A 14,931-nucleotide genomic window follows, 5' to 3' on the forward strand; every position below is an offset into this window, starting at 1 on the left:
CCTTTGTTCAAATCCTAAGAACTTATGGGTAGAGGCGGTACAGTGTACGTGGGAATGGAATAGTCTCACGTACATGGTCAAGACCACAGATCCAAGCTACAGTACGCTCAAGCCCAAGTCCAAAACCGGAGTGAGGTACAGATCCGTAAGTACGCAGATCCATGTACCATTTATAAGAATCCATCGAAAGATTGTGCTCTTTATAACGCTCTTCAAGCAGCGCAGGATCATCGATCCGCTGTGAACCCCCAATAATCTCTCCATAACCTTCAGGAGCGATCATATCAGCACACAGTACGACTTCAGGACGATTTGGATCCGGCTTCATGTAGAACGCTTTGAATGAAGCAGGATAATGAGTAATAAATACAGGTTTATCGTATGCTTCAGCGATTGCTGTTTCATGAGGTGCACCAAAATCATCACCCCAAGCAATATCTTCAAAGCCTTTATCATTCAAGAACTTGATCGCATCGTCATAAGTAATGCGTGGGAATGGTGCTTTGATATTCTCCAGCTTGGAAATATCGCGGCCTACCGCTTCCAACTCCGCACGGCAATTCTTCAATACGGATTGCACTACGAAGCTAATAAACTCTTCCTGAACCTTCAAGCTTTCTTCATGATCTGTGAAGGCCATTTCCGGCTCGATCATCCAGAACTCGATCAAGTGGCGACGAGTCTTAGATTTCTCCGCACGGAAGGTGGGTCCAAAGGAATATACACGGCCCAGTGCCATAGCTGCAGCTTCCATGTACAATTGTCCGCTTTGGGTCAGGTAAGCATCCTCATCGAAGTATTTCGTGTGGAACAAGTTAGTAGTTCCCTCTGCTGACGTTGGCGTCAGAATCGGAGGATCCACCTTTGTAAATCCGCTCTCGTTGAAGAACTGTTGGATTGCCCGGATAATCTCCGCACGAATAACCAGAACAGCCCGCTGCTTCGAGGCACGGAGCCAGAGGTGACGGTGATCCATCAAGAAATCAACGCCGTGCTCTTTCGGAGTAATTGGATAATTCTCTGTAAGGTGCAGAACTTCAATTCCGGTAACAGTCATTTCAAAACCGGATTGACTGCGAGGCTCCTCACGAATAATACCGGTCACATACAATGAGCTTTCCTGTGTGAGGCTCTTAGCTGCATCCCATACCTCTTCAGGCACTTCTGATTTCACTACAACTCCCTGAATATAACCTGTACCATCGCGAAGCTGCAGGAACTGAATTTTACCACTGGAGCGCTTGTTGTTTACCCAACAACCGATAACAACACTTTCTCCAACATGTTCATTCACGTTCTTGATTACACTCTTGTTAGCCATGCCTTCAATCTCTCCTCTAATTTAGCCGTTAATTCCTTGCACAATACGGTTTGTATCACGTGCGATGACAAGCTCTTCGTTAGTCGGAACTACAAGCACCTGCACTTTGGAATCTACCGTAGAGATACGACGCGGGTCGCCGGAGCGAACTTTATTAGCTTCAACATCCAACTCAATACCCAGGAACGTAAGGTTATTTAGCAGTTTCTCACGTAGCAATGAAGCATTTTCACCAACACCAGCAGTGAATACGATAGCATCTACACCGTTCATAGCAGCCGCATAAGAACCGATATACTTGCGCAAGCGGTACTCATACATTTCAAAAGCTAGCGTGGAATTAGGCTCACCTTTTTCCATACCCTCAATAATATCACGCATATCACTGCTTACGCCCGAAATTGCTAGGAGTCCACTATGTTTGTTCAACATGGAGTTAACTTCGCCTACGGACAATTCTTCCTTGTTCATCACGTAAGGTACAATTGCTGGATCAAGATCACCACTGCGAGTCCCCATCATCAAACCTTCCAGAGGAGTCATACCCATGGAAGTATCCACAGACACTCCATCTTGAACCGCAGTTACACTACCTCCGTTACCGATATGACAAGTAATGATCTTCAGATCTTCCAACGGACGCTCCAAGTACTCCGCAGCAGCTTTGCTTACGAAGTCGTGTGATGTACCGTGTGCGCCATAACGACGAACTTTATATTTATTGTACAGTACTCTAGGAATCGCGTACATATAAGCTTTTTCAGGCATTGTTTGATGGAATGCAGTATCGAATACAACAACCTGCGGTACACCCGGCATATTTACTTCAGAAGCCGTAATCCCCATCATTGCTGCTGGGTTATGCAGGGGTGCAAGGTCAAACAATTGACGAATTTTAGTCTTGGCATCAGCGTCCACAAGTGCGGAAGCTTTGAAGAATTCACCACCATGTACTACACGGTGACCCACAGCATTGATTTCTTTAATGGATTCAATAACGCCATGCTCTTTATCCGTTAGGCAAGCTAGAACTTTACGAATCGCTGTGTTATGCTCCAAAATTTCACTTACTTCTGTTACTTCAGCTTTACCAGTAGGTTTATGGTTCAGAATGGAGGAATCCATCCCGATACGTTCCACCAAACCTTTAGCCAAAACGGATTCATCAGCCATATTGTACAATTGATATTTTAAAGAAGAACTACCGGAGTTAATTACTAGAATATTCATATACGGTCACCATCCTTGTCGTACTGGAAGAAGCCTTCGCCTGATTTCATACCTAATTGTCCTGCACGCACCATCTTCTTAAGGATCGTGGAAGGACGATATTTCAGCTCACCATATTCACGGAACATATTTTCGAGTGCAGCAAGAACCGAATCCAGACCAAATCTGTCAGCCATTTCAAGCGGTCCATATTGGAATTGATAACCAATACGCATAGCATCGTCAATATCCTGTGCGGAGGCAACGCCCTCTTGCAGTACATGCATAGCTTCGTTGATAAACAAGCAAATGAGGCGTGATGTTACAAATCCTGGGGATTCATAAATCATTACACCTTTTTTCTCAACAATTTCATCAACAAAGGATTTTGTATCTTCAAAAGTAGCATCTGAAGTTTTCAGACCGCGTACAATTTCAACAAGATCCACTTTAGCTACAGGGTATATGAAATGCATTCCGATCACGCGTTCCGGATACATTGTAGAACTTGCAAGTTCAGTCAAGCTAAGTGTTGACGTATTGCTGGCAAGAATAATGTGGTTTGGACATACTTGATCCAGTTGATTCAATATTTTTTTCTTTTCTTCTAAATCCTCAACGATTGTTTCGATAACCATGTCACAAGAGCTCAGCTCTGCGAAATGTGTCACTTTTTGAATGCGGCTAAGAATCAGCTTCTTCTCAGCTTGAGTGATCGCCCATTTCTCCAGTTGCTTATCTAGACTTGTCTCGATCATTTCGTAGGAGTAGTCCAGTTTCTCAGGGGTTTTCTCCACCAGCAATACATCCAGGCCCTTGGCTGCCAGCATTTCGGCAATCCCTTGTCCCATTGTGCCACCGCCGATGACACCAATTTTCTTGAAATTCATAAAAAAGTCTCCATCCTTTCAGGTATCTATACTTTTGTATTGTACCTTGTCTGTCGCAAAAATTTATAAAGCCCGACATATAATGATATCTTAGCATGCCTGAAAAGTAAAAAAAAATAACCAGCATAAATATTTATGCTGGTAAACGCACGCTGTCACGAAATTGACATCGAAATTGCTCTCCAGAGAGCACTTCTTCCTTCATTAAAATGTCAAGGGAGTAATCAAATACATTTCGTTGCTTTTCAAGGTGGTCGTGAGTACGTACCATCAACTCGTCCAATATTTTACTGTTTTCCTTCATAAGCTCTTCAGTGGTAACCATTTCCAGCTTGGCAATACCCAACGAAGTCAATCCGGATTTCATCATGGTTTCGACAATATTCAGGGCCTGATCAAAATCGCCACGTGAACCTGTGCTTCGTCCGCCATAATACATTTCTTCTGCAGCCGCTCCACCAAGTGCGATCATAATCTGATCTTCGAGATAATCTTTGGTGTACAGATACTGCTCTTGCTGAGGATTGTGACGTACATAACCAAGGGCTTGCCCCCGCGGAGTCAGCGTAACCTGACTGACACTTCCCGGACGAAGCAGTTCTGCCATAATGGCATGTCCCAATTCGTGGATCGCCACACGTTTTTTCTCTTCGTGGTTAGTTTCTCTGTCCGTTTTTTCCCCCATCATAACCTTGTCAATCGCCATCGACAGATGCCGCTGCTCAACCTCTGTCAATTCCTCACGCATCATATAAATTGCTGCCTCATTCATAACACTTTCGAGCTGAGCACCGGAAAAACCATAGGCTTCTTCGGAAATTTTGTCGAGGTTCACATTGGCATGAAGCGGCTTATTTTTGGCATGCAATTCGAGAATCGATCTGCGGCCTTTTTTATCAGGCATGTCCACTTGAATATGACGGTCAAACCGGCCAGGACGCAGCAATGCTGAATCAAGCATTTCTTTACGGTTAGTGGCTGCTACCAGTAGAATGCGTGGTGTTTCGTTGTTATAGATCCCGTCCATCTCAGTCAACAGCTGATTCAAGGTCTGATCATATTCTCGCTGCTGTCCGCCTTCACGCTTTCCGCCAATTACGTCAATTTCATCTATGAAAATAATAGCGCTTTGCTTGTTTTCCTTAAGGGCGCGGGTACGGGCATCCTTAAACAAATCGCGGATACGGCCGGCACCGACACCTACGTACATTTCTACAAACTCACTGCCTGATGCTGCCACAAATACAGAGTTCGTATAATGTGCTGCTGCTCTAGCCATGAGGGTCTTACCTGTTCCTGGAGGGCCTGTAAGCAGAATCCCTTTCAAAGGCCGAATCCCGAATTTGCTGATTTCCTCATGCCGGATCAAAAAATCCAACGCTTCACGAAGCTCCTGTTTTGCATTGTCTTGCCCGCCAATTTCTTCAAAAGTAAGCTTTGAAGGTCCATCCTTCTTGCGTTTCTTCCCGGCACCTGCATTTACCGCAAGTCCGCCTCTTAAATGAGCAATGATAAGTAACGCCGTGAGCATCCCAGCAGCAATTACAATCGGGAATATATTAATGCCTAGAAAAGCCATAAAAATAAACAAGACAGGAACAAATCCGATTAGAATTTCTTTAAGGTATTTAGGCATTATTCCATACCCCCAATGTCGCAGGTTTACGCGGCAAAATAATAAATTTGCTTTCTTTTCCATTACTCAAGCTTACATAGACATTATTGTCATCAATTTCTGTTGAGGCTATCACATTTTTATATTGTGGATATTGCGCTTTGAGTCCATCAAGTTCTGTGGGTATAAGTGTATATTTACGGCTCTCCATAGCTTCGGCTACAGAGAACATCGCTTTATCCCAGTATTCATCCAGCAGTTCACTGGAGTTCTGTTCTACATCAAGTTTTAGTGTACGTCCATCAATCATCGATTTTCCTTCTTGGGAGACGTACTGAACCAGTTCACGTAATTTCGTGCCTGGCTGGAGATCAAGTTTCAAAGTGACCTCATTGCGGTTAATACTGATATGAGAATTATTGACGCCCTCATATTGAGATACAATCTTCTGAAGTGGTTCCTGCATTGCAAACTGACGATACAAAAAGAAGCCACCAAACAATAGAGTAGCCGACAGTAGAGACGTTATCAGCACAGGTACAAGACGTAATTTCAAGAAACGTCCTCCTCTCAAAGATGACAAAATATAAAGCTCATTATAATAATTTATAGCTACTTGAGAGCTCATCAGAGAGACTGAAGTCTCTTATTGCTGTTCTAATTACAAGTAGTAGTATATCACAGGTGTATATACTAATTTCAAAATAAATGTGAATATATTTAAAATTTAATTTTTTAAATATTTCCATCAATACCAAATAAATTCCTCACTTTCGACAAAATCGGCCTTGATTTTTAATCAATCAGCCTATTTTCGTATGTGAATATAAGAGAATATTCGGTGATAACCACCCATTCAGTATATCACTTAGTATATCACTTTTGTACATCAAATAAATGTAAACAAGCGAACTTATAATAAAGTTCGCTTGTTTACTATGCCACCCTTAATTTCCTTATGTTCAGCTTAACTTTTAGGTAAACTGTAACCTTCGCCCATTCGGGACCCATCCGAAAAGCGATAAAATTGATAATAATACCGACCGCTCTGTTTATAAAAAAGCTGCCAAGCATACTCTCCGTTATATACTCCCGGCAGCAAGCGTTCAATCGTTATGTCCGGAAGATCAGCTTTGATAATGCCGCGTATTTTGGCTTCCGAGGTTCCTTTACTTAGTTCCTCAGCAAACACTGCGTCGTCGCCTTCAGCAAATTTTCCATCTACCGTAAAGCGGACCCAGACCATAAGAGCAGTCCCGGCTTCATTTTTCCCAGTTAATACCCAGTACACTGCATTTTCATCCCAAACCGATTTTTGTGCTTTGGTTACCTCTGTTAGACCCGCTCTGGTTTTGGCAACATCCTTAGCGATATCACGCTCGTTCCATTGATCTTTCATAATATAGGCATAGAACTGGATAAGTCCAAACCCCAGGAGCAGAATCAGAACTGACCCCAGGAGGATCCATTTTTTCCTTTTCTTCAAGGTACAGCTCCCTTTCTAGTAATATATCTTTTTTGATTATATAACACACCCGCGCGTTTATCCAAAATTTCATAATTTTCTAGCTTTCCCAGCCTTAAAAATACACAAAAGGCCGCAACTTTTGCTAAAAGCAAAAAGTCGCAGCCTATTATTTATTCGTTATTCTCCAGACTTAACGCTTCAATAAACCTTCGAAGGCTTCTTGCGCTTTACGCCGGATAGCTTCCTCATCCAGGGTTAAGCATTGTCCATGCTTGATGACCTGTTTACCATTCACCCACACATGCTCAACATCCTTAGCGCTAGCAGAGTAAACTGCATGAGACAACAGATCTGTGTGTGGCAGCAAATGTGGCTGATCGATATCAATAGCAATGAAATCTGCTTTCATCCCTACAGCAAGTCTGCCTACATTATTTAAAAAGATGGATTGCGCGCCATATTCTGTAGCCATACGCAGAGCTTCTGGAGCTGGAACAGCCGTTGGATCACCGCTGACACCCTTATGAATGAGAGCTGCAAGCCGCATCTCTTCAAACATATCCAAGTTATTGTTGCTTGCCGCGCCATCCGTGCCAAGAGACACCTTCACACCAGCTTTTAGAAGATCAGTAACCCGAGCCACTCCGCTAGCCAGCTTCAAATTACTGCCCGGATTATGAGATACACCCACATTATGGCGAGCCAAGATCTCAATCTCTTCATCATTTAAATGAACACCATGTGCAACTATCGAGGGACGTGTGAACATGCCAAGCTTCTCTAAGTGAGCTACAGGACGCAACCCGTAATCCGCCACATTTTGTTCCACTTCACGTTTCGTTTCGGACATATGAGTATGCATCGGTAAATCCAGATCATGCGCTGCCTGCACAAACTTAACCAGGAAGTCCGGAGGGCAAGTATAAGGGGCGTGTGGCGAGATCATAGTAGTAATTCTACCGTCAGCCTTTCCATGCCAGTTACGGGCAAAAGAAATCGCTTCCGCAAGCTTGTGATTCTGTACATCCTCTGGACATAACCCGATCACACCACGCATCAATACGGAACGGATACCTGATAACTCAGCTACCTCGGCTACTCGGTCCATATGATCATACATATCGAGGAAGGTCGTAGTTCCACCCTTCAGCATTTCCAATACAGATAAGGAGGTTCCCCAGTATACATCATCACCGGAGAACTTTTCCTCCATTGGCCACATCTTCTCCTGAAGCCACACTTGTAGCGCTAAATCATCTCCATATCCACGCAGCAAAGACATCGCCGCATGACCATGTGTGTTTACAAGTCCAGGCATGAACAGCAGACGGCTGCCATCAACCACTTGCACTCCAGCTTCCATCTGAGGCTCTTCTTTTCCTATGTAAGTGATTAAATCATCTTCAATAGTCATATATCCACTCAGAACCGGCTCATCCGTTCCCGGAGTCAGAAAATACCCGCCCTTAATTATCGTTTTATTGTTGTTCATGTTCACTTTCTTCCTTTCCATCCCGCAAGTAATAAGCAAGACTTTGCAGATCAGTTGTAAAATCAGCTGCATGCACCCGGATATTCGGTGGTGTCTTCAGAATCACAGGGGCAAAGTTCAAAATTGCTTCAATCCCAGAAGAAATGAGGATATCTGCTACATTTTGAGCTTCTGAATCAGGTACGGTAATAATGGCAATGCGAATACCTTGCTCACGAATTGTGCTGCCTAGTTCATCCATCGGTTGCACAGTAAGGGAGTTGATCTTACGTCCAACCTTAGGAGCGTACGAATCAAATATAGCCGTAATTTTCATAGTATCTTTGAGATATGCATTGTAATTAGACAAGGCATGTCCGAGATTACCTGCTCCAACTAAAGCTACATTAAGCTGTTGATCCAGCTTCAGGATATGACGGATTTTCTCAATAAGATACGTTACATCATATCCGATACCTTTTCTGCCGAAGTCACCAAAATATGCTAAATCCTTACGAATCTGTGCGGGATTAAGATCAAGCTTTTGTCCAAGTTCCTGAGAGGAAACTGTTAATATTTCGCGATTCTGGAGATCATTCAAAAAACGCAAGTACACAGGTAGTCTGCGAACAACGGCTTCTGATATTTTATCCGATTTCATATTTTTCCTCCTAAAAATAGTAATGTTCTTGTGAAAATCCATATTCAAACGTCTACCTCTCCTTATTAAGGACGGTACTGTAACACACCGCCCTTAAGGATAAGGAGGAGCTAAACTGAAGACGAGCGTTTTAAGAAGCGCCGCCATCCTCTAGCCATTCCGCTATGCGAGGGACCATTTGATCAGTAAGCATATGCTCCATTTTGGGACCAGGCAATGAATAAAGGAAATACTTCCCGTAATGAGATTCAATAACCCTTGTATCATAAACAATAACTATTCCGCGATCCTGCGCCGTGCGAACCAGTCTTCCGAATCCCTGCTTAAAACGAATAACCGCTTGAGGAACAGATAATTTCATGAACGGATTCTTCTTCTGGGCCTGTAATAACTCCGACTTCGCTTCCGCCAACGGGTGATTCGGCGGTTGAAATGGAAGTCTCACGATGGCCAGGCAAGTCAGTGCTTCACCTGGAATATCTACACCTTCCCAGAAGCTGCTCGTCCCCAGCAATACGGATGCTGCACTGTCCTGAAAGCGGCGGATCAGCTTGCTCCGGCTGCCACCTTCCACGCCTTGACCAAGCACCGTAATCTCTTGTGAGGCCAAAGCCTCTTTAAGCGGATCATATACCTGACGCAGCATTTTATAAGAAGTAAACAGAACCAGCATCCGCCCACGTGTTGTTTTAGCAGCTTCCGATAATGACTGTACGAGTGTATCGACAAATCGAGCATCGCCCACACTCCCCTTCACACTAGGAAAATCACGCGGTATAACTAGCAGTGCCTGCTCGCGATACTTAAAGGGAGATGGAAGGAGTGAGGTCATTAGACGTCCCTCTTCTGCAGCTTCGTTAAGTCCGAGATTATCAATCATAAATTGAAAAGACTTATCTACAGACAGCGTCGCCGAGGTAAGCACGATGCTTTTTTTCTTATCGAAGAACAACTCTTTAAGCTGGCTGCTAACATCCACAGGGACGGCATACATCTGCAGTGATTTGCTGCGGTAATTTCCATTTGCCTCCAGCCAATATACTACATTATCGTCATTCAGCCCCATAAAGAATCTTACTTGCTCACGGATGGAAGCCAAATCCTTAAATAAACCGCTAATATCAGTAACAAGACTGTCTGCTGAAGATTGGCTTTCCTGGTCGCGCATCTCGTTAAGCATTTTATCACCCTTACGGATGATGTCGCTTAACGTCAGATTCATAGTGTTCTCTAGCGCAACCAATTCATCCCAATCCTTCGGCTTACGGGCGGGAATCAACCGCATAACCAGTTGTCCCGCTTCCCCTGCCCCTGCATCACTGCGTTCCGGCAAAAGGCTGAACAGCTTGTCGCTGAGTGCATCCCAGGTTTCTTTGACGGTAAGCAGATCCGGGTAGATCCGATCGATGACTCCGCTCCATTCTGAAGCCTCTTCACTGCCTGACGACTGTAATATCTGACGCAGAGCAGGAAGCTGTCCGTTTCGGCTATCTTTATACAGTCGCGATAACGTGTGTGCCACAGTGAAATGCTTCATATGCATGCCAAGATGTTTACCAGCCACATCTTCTAAATGATGTGCTTCATCAATGACAAGATGCTCGTAAGCCGGAAGCAGCTGGTGCCCAGCCTTAACATCTGCGAATAGCTTGGAGTGGTTCGTAATAACCACGTCAGCAATCCCAGCTTCATGCTTGGCCCTATGATAATAACATTTGCGGAACCAAGGACAAGAACGGCCCAGACAGGAATCGGTATCGCTTGCCACCGTCTCCCAGAAGTCACCGCCCCGGCCGCTTAAATTCAGCTCTTCATCATCCCCTGATTCACTTTGAGTGAGCCATACAATCATCTGAGCGGCAGTAAGCGCATCTTCCCTTGGGCTTATAAAGTCCTTCTTATTAATTTTATGCTCAAACTTACGCAGACACAAATAATGCCCTCTTCCCTTAAAAATAGCAGCTTTAAACGGAAAAGGAACTACCTGCGTTAACAAAGGGATATCCCGCTCGCGCAATTGGTCCTGCAGATTAATGGTATGAGTGCTGACCATGACTTTTTCATTGGTGCGAACGCTTTGATAAATGGCAGGCAACAAATAACCGAGCGATTTACCGGTTCCTGTGCCCGCTTCGATCAGTAGGTGTTTGTCTTCGGCAAGTGCCGTCATCACCTCATTGATCATAATATCCTGAGCTTCCCGGCTTTCATACTGCGGTAATGTGTCTTTAAGTCGTTTGGTTACTTCGTCCATATAATCAGTAAAAGATAAATTCGCTAGCGGATTCTCAGCATGCTCATCTCTAGGTGGCGCTAACTCCGTCCAATCTCCTACTGCAAGCGCTAATTGACGATAGAAAGTCAGATCACCTTCGGGCTGTAGCGTTTCCGCTTCCCGCTCTCGCAGCAGACCATCAAAGTACCAGCCCAGATCACTATCCTCTTCGGTAAACAGCTCACAGAGTCTCTGGATCGTAAGCAGCGGCAGCTCGTAGAGCTCCTCCAGACATTTCAGCAGCACTAAAGCAGTCGCAAGTGCATCACTATCTGCCTGATGCGGACGATCATGTGTCACTCCAAAATGAGCACTGACAGAGCCTAGTTGATAAGATGTGAGCGAAGGAAAGCAAATTTTCAGAAAATCAATCGTATCCAAAATCCGCCCTTGAAATGGCAAATAACCACAACGATCTAAAGCATTTTGTAAAAAATGGAAGTCGAAAGCGACATTATGCCCTACAAGCACAACATCATCCAAGAGCGGAACAAGCTCCATCATCATCTCATCCAGCTCAGGCGCATCCTTAACATCATCATCGGTAATCCCCGTCAGACCTGTTATAAAAGGAGGAATCGGCGTTCCGGGCTTGACATAGGAACCATATACCCGGGAGATGGACCGGTCTTCTTCTATAATTGCAAGGCCAACCTGGATAATTTCACCCACGGATTGGGTTCCTGTTGTTTCAAAATCAAGCACGGCAAATTTCATTATAATTCTATTCCCTTTCAATTGAGACTCTTAATCAGCATAACAGAAGTTGCGAAAAAAGGCGATGCACACCACTGGTTCAGGGGATGCATCGCTTGAATGGAAATTTCCAAAACCGTTATTCTTTTACAAAAGGGAAACCAGCTGATTTCCAAAATGCAGCTTCCCTCCACGACGGCGGCATACCTCTAAGTTAACGTTTGGTTCCGGAAGCGCAGGGTCATGCTGCAAAGCAAGATCAAATAATTCCTGCGCTTCATTGAAACGTTCCTGTGAGGCTCGTATGCAGCCTAAAGCATTATAAACCATGGCTTTCAGCTTGGTTTCCCGTATCAAGCCCAGCATATGGTTCAGATGACCCCAAGCGGCCTCACCGTCACCTTCCTGCAGATAAGAGATGGCTAAATATAATCGAGCAGCCAAGCTATCCGGGTATTGCGCAATAACTTCTTTAAACTGATCAATACACTTTCCATACATCAGCAGCTTATAATACCCCTGACCTCTTACAAAGGAATCCATACATAGCTCTGGTGCTTCCTGTTCCGGCACTTCCTCTTCGACCACTGCTGTAAAATCCGCACTTTCGCGAAAGGAACTAAGCTTCTCAGCAAAAGCGAGCCATTCATCCATCACTTTGTCGCTCAGTCTATGCAGCATATTATAATTGCATAAAAGCTCGTTCCGGCGGGCACCCTCCGCTGTAGGGTAATCTGTTACGATCTCCTGAAGCACCTTGTTCATTTCAGCAAACAAATGTTGAAACATGGGCGATCCCCCCTTACTGAAGATGAAATCAGTTCAGCTTGCCTGACTTCATTTTCTGCGAGATCGGGGTCTTTCATCCCTGCCATTCATTACATGGCGTAAGTCCATACATTAAGCGATTGTAGCATGCAATTCATGATCAGCCAGCTTCACTGGTTTGTTATTCTCATCCACGAATACCACCGTTGGCTTATGTGACTCCAGTTCTTCTGAGGACAACATCGCATACGAAATGATAATTACTGTATCGCCCGGCTGAACAAGACGAGCTGCGGCACCATTAAGACAGATCACTCCGCTTCCGCGCGGTCCAGGGATTACATAGGTTTCCAGTCGCGAACCATTATTGTTATCCACAATTTGAACTTTTTCATTCTCAAGAATGTCCGCGGCTTCCATCAAGCTCTCATCAATGGTAATACTGCCTACATAGTTCAAATTCGCTTCCGTTACTGTTGCGCGGTGAATTTTGGATTTCATCATATGTCTAAACAAGTGCAGCAACCTCCTTTGGAATAAATACATTATTATCAATCAAGCGTGTTCTGCCAAACTTCACGGCGAGCGCTATTATAATTTCCCCATCCACTTCTGATAAAAGAGCTTCATCCTCTAATCCTTCAAGATCAGGGAATGTTAAGATCTCCGCATAATCAATCACCGCTAGAGGGGAGCTGGAAATAACCGATGTCAACAATTCCCGCACTTCAGCAACGGTTGTTACTTTTCCTTCTTCAATAGACTGACGTGCTTCACGTAAGGATCGAGATAACACCAATGCCTGACTACGCTCCTCTGGAGACAAGAATACGTTACGTGAGCTGAGTGCAAGTCCATCCCCTTCACGAACGATCGGACAAGGAATAATTTCGATATTCATATTAAGATCGGACACCATTCGGCGAAGCACAGCAACTTGTTGAGCATCCTTCAGCCCAAAGAAAGCATAATCCGGCTGTACGATATTGAAGAATTTATTAACCACTGTGGTTACACCATCAAAATGCCCAGGGCGGGATGCCCCACAAAGCCGGGTAGTAAGCTCCGATACCGAGACCGTAGTCCGAGTAGGCTGCGGATACATTTCTTCCACACTGGGGATAAATACAATATCTACTCCCTCACGTTCAGCGAGCTCCAAATCACGACGCTCGTCACGCGGATAGGAATCATAATCCTCGTTTGGCCCGAATTGCAATGGATTCACAAAAATGCTCATTACCACTGTGTTGCTCATTTCTCCAGCCCGGCGAAGCAGACTGGCATGTCCGTCATGCAAGTATCCCATCGTAGGAACGAACCCAATCGGGGCGTGCCCGCCTTGTCTCATATACTCCAAAGCTTCGCGCAGCTGCTCCATGCTTCTGACGACTCTCATTTATTTCCCTTCCTTTCTTGCAGCGCCATATAAAGATTCCAAAACCGTTTCATCTGCATTAAAAACGTGACTTTCATCTGGGAAGGAACGTCCCTTCACTTCCTTCACATATTGGCTGATGCCCTCACGGATTACATTACCCACATCCGCATAGGTTTTGACAAAACGTTTCTCACGGTAAGGTGAGGCATACCGCAGCAAATCATGGAAAACCAATACCTGTCCATCACAGTAACGGCCTGCACCGATCCCAATGGTTGGGATGCTAAGCGCTTCAGAGATCGCTTGGGCTACTTCTTCCGTTACCAGCTCCAGAACGATTGCAAAAGCACCTGCGGCCTCAAGCGCCTTAGCTTCATCCATCAGGCGTTGCGCATCTTTGGCATCTTTGCCTTGAATCCGGTAGCCACCAATCATATTCACGGATTGCGGAGTAAGCCCGATATGTCCCAGTACAGGGACTCCCGCAGCTACCACCGTAGCTACAGTCTCACAAATCTCGAGTCCACCTTCCATTTTGACGGCATGAGCCCGCCCTTCCTGCATTAATCTGCGCACTCCCCGCAGAGTTTCATCTACACTTCCGTGATAAGTCATAAATGGCATATCCGCCACGATAAAGGTGCTTTGTGCTCCTCGAGTTACCGAGCGGGTATGGTACACCATATCTTCAATCGTTACCGGTAAAGTTGTATCGTATCCAAGGACTACATTCCCAAGAGAGTCACCAACCAAAATAAGGTCGATACCTGCTTCTTCTGCAAGAACTGCAGACGGATAATCATAAGCGGTCAGCATGCTCAGAGGCACACCTTCTGCTTTCATTTTTTTCATTTTTACAATATTTAGCGCTTGTTTGTTTGCCATTTCTCTTTTCGTCCTCCTTTTTTAAGTAACCTGCCCGTAAAAATCGCAACAAAAAAACCTTTTAGCAATCATTTGCTAAAAAGGTCCGAAGGGCAAAAAAGAGTCACTTGCGATCGTCCCTTCTGTCTCGGTCCTTACGGCTCAGAGCAGAATCCAACGTAACCGCCAAACGCAGTTATGAAGGTATTTCCAATAATAAAAATATAAAAAAGTTCTTCAGTTCAAGAGTACAGTTCGTTAAACGATACCGCCTCCGACCCATAGTATAACAAAAAAAGCTCGGAATTACAC

General features: G+C 44.7%; 13 protein-coding genes. All 13 read right to left on the minus strand.

Going from position 1 to position 14,931, the window contains the following annotated elements:
• Positions 1–22 precede the first annotated feature (22 nt).
• Positions 23–1,321 carry an asparagine--tRNA ligase gene (gene asnS / locus MHI15_RS03660; protein WP_036676308.1) on the minus strand — a complete coding sequence of 433 codons (1,299 nt, stop codon included), beginning with the start codon at positions 1,319–1,321 and terminating at the stop codon, positions 23–25.
• A gap of 21 nt (positions 1,322–1,342) precedes the next feature.
• The gene (locus tag MHI15_RS03665) at positions 1,343–2,551 is read right to left on the minus strand and encodes an acetate/propionate family kinase (protein WP_036676305.1); all 1,209 of its coding nucleotides are present in this window, start codon (positions 2,549–2,551) and stop codon (positions 1,343–1,345) included.
• Entirely contained in the window at positions 2,548–3,420 is an 873-nt protein-coding gene (locus tag MHI15_RS03670) for a 3-hydroxyacyl-CoA dehydrogenase family protein (RefSeq protein WP_036676304.1), read from the minus strand. Before MHI15_RS03670 ends, MHI15_RS03665 begins: the two co-directional genes overlap by 4 nt.
• A 133-nt stretch (positions 3,421–3,553) precedes the next feature.
• On the minus strand, positions 3,554–5,056 hold the full coding sequence (locus tag MHI15_RS03675; protein WP_076276715.1) for an AAA family ATPase: 1,503 nt from the start codon (positions 5,054–5,056) through the stop codon (positions 3,554–3,556).
• Positions 5,049–5,591: a hypothetical protein gene (locus tag MHI15_RS03680; RefSeq protein WP_076127549.1), complete on the minus strand. Its 543-nt coding sequence runs from the start codon at positions 5,589–5,591 to the stop codon at positions 5,049–5,051. The genes MHI15_RS03675 and MHI15_RS03680 overlap by 8 nt, the downstream gene beginning before the upstream one ends.
• A gap of 411 nt (positions 5,592–6,002) precedes the next feature.
• A complete protein-coding gene (locus MHI15_RS03685; protein WP_339281200.1) occupies positions 6,003–6,521 on the minus strand; it encodes a cell wall elongation regulator TseB-like domain-containing protein in 519 nt (172 codons plus the stop codon).
• Between the two features lie 172 nt (positions 6,522–6,693).
• Positions 6,694–7,995, minus strand: a complete 1,302-nt coding sequence (locus tag MHI15_RS03690; RefSeq protein WP_341164137.1) for an amidohydrolase — start codon at positions 7,993–7,995, stop codon at positions 6,694–6,696.
• Positions 7,982–8,635: a redox-sensing transcriptional repressor Rex gene (locus MHI15_RS03695; protein ID WP_036676294.1), complete on the minus strand. Its 654-nt coding sequence runs from the start codon at positions 8,633–8,635 to the stop codon at positions 7,982–7,984. Before MHI15_RS03695 ends, MHI15_RS03690 begins: the two co-directional genes overlap by 14 nt.
• Before the next feature lie 130 nt (positions 8,636–8,765).
• On the minus strand, positions 8,766–11,627 hold the full coding sequence (gene dinG / locus MHI15_RS03700; protein ID WP_076127545.1) for an ATP-dependent DNA helicase DinG: 2,862 nt from the start codon (positions 11,625–11,627) through the stop codon (positions 8,766–8,768).
• 126 nt (positions 11,628–11,753) lie between these two features.
• The gene (locus tag MHI15_RS03705; RefSeq protein WP_076278335.1) at positions 11,754–12,395 is read right to left on the minus strand and encodes a tetratricopeptide repeat protein; all 642 of its coding nucleotides are present in this window, start codon (positions 12,393–12,395) and stop codon (positions 11,754–11,756) included.
• A 111-nt stretch (positions 12,396–12,506) separates the two neighbouring features.
• A complete protein-coding gene (panD, locus tag MHI15_RS03710; protein ID WP_036676288.1) occupies positions 12,507–12,890 on the minus strand; it encodes an aspartate 1-decarboxylase in 384 nt (127 codons plus the stop codon).
• Positions 12,883–13,773 carry a pantoate--beta-alanine ligase gene (panC, locus tag MHI15_RS03715; RefSeq protein ID WP_076306198.1) on the minus strand — a complete coding sequence of 297 codons (891 nt, stop codon included), beginning with the start codon at positions 13,771–13,773 and terminating at the stop codon, positions 12,883–12,885. Before panC ends, panD begins: the two co-directional genes overlap by 8 nt.
• Entirely contained in the window at positions 13,774–14,640 is an 867-nt protein-coding gene (gene panB, locus MHI15_RS03720; RefSeq protein ID WP_076304039.1) for a 3-methyl-2-oxobutanoate hydroxymethyltransferase, read from the minus strand. It abuts the gene before it with no gap.
• Between the last annotated feature and the right edge of the window lie 291 nt (positions 14,641–14,931).

The organism is Paenibacillus sp. FSL H7-0918, assembly GCF_038007025.1.
Lineage (GTDB): Bacteria > Bacillota > Bacilli > Paenibacillales > Paenibacillaceae > Paenibacillus_AQ > Paenibacillus_AQ odorifer.

Bases quoted from the DNA above. Each gene is read 5' to 3' on its own strand.
- asnS (WP_036676308.1), bottom strand. From the start codon at position 1,321: ATGGCTAACAAGAGTGTAATCAAGAACGTGAATGAACATGTTGGAGAA.
- MHI15_RS03665 (WP_036676305.1), bottom strand. From the start codon at position 2,551: ATGAATATTCTAGTAATTAACTCCGGTAGTTCTTCTTTAAAATATCAA.
- MHI15_RS03670 (WP_036676304.1), bottom strand. From the start codon at position 3,420: ATGAATTTCAAGAAAATTGGTGTCATCGGCGGTGGCACAATGGGACAA.
- MHI15_RS03675 (WP_076276715.1), bottom strand. From the start codon at position 5,056: ATGCCTAAATACCTTAAAGAAATTCTAATCGGATTTGTTCCTGTCTTG.
- MHI15_RS03690 (WP_341164137.1), bottom strand. From the start codon at position 7,995: ATGAACAACAATAAAACGATAATTAAGGGCGGGTATTTTCTGACTCCG.
- MHI15_RS03695 (WP_036676294.1), bottom strand. From the start codon at position 8,635: ATGAAATCGGATAAAATATCAGAAGCCGTTGTTCGCAGACTACCTGTG.
- dinG (WP_076127545.1), bottom strand. From the start codon at position 11,627: ATGAAATTTGCCGTGCTTGATTTTGAAACAACAGGAACCCAATCCGTG.
- MHI15_RS03705 (WP_076278335.1), bottom strand. From the start codon at position 12,395: ATGTTTCAACATTTGTTTGCTGAAATGAACAAGGTGCTTCAGGAGATC.
- panC (WP_076306198.1), bottom strand. From the start codon at position 13,773: ATGAGAGTCGTCAGAAGCATGGAGCAGCTGCGCGAAGCTTTGGAGTAT.
- panB (WP_076304039.1), bottom strand. From the start codon at position 14,640: ATGGCAAACAAACAAGCGCTAAATATTGTAAAAATGAAAAAAATGAAA.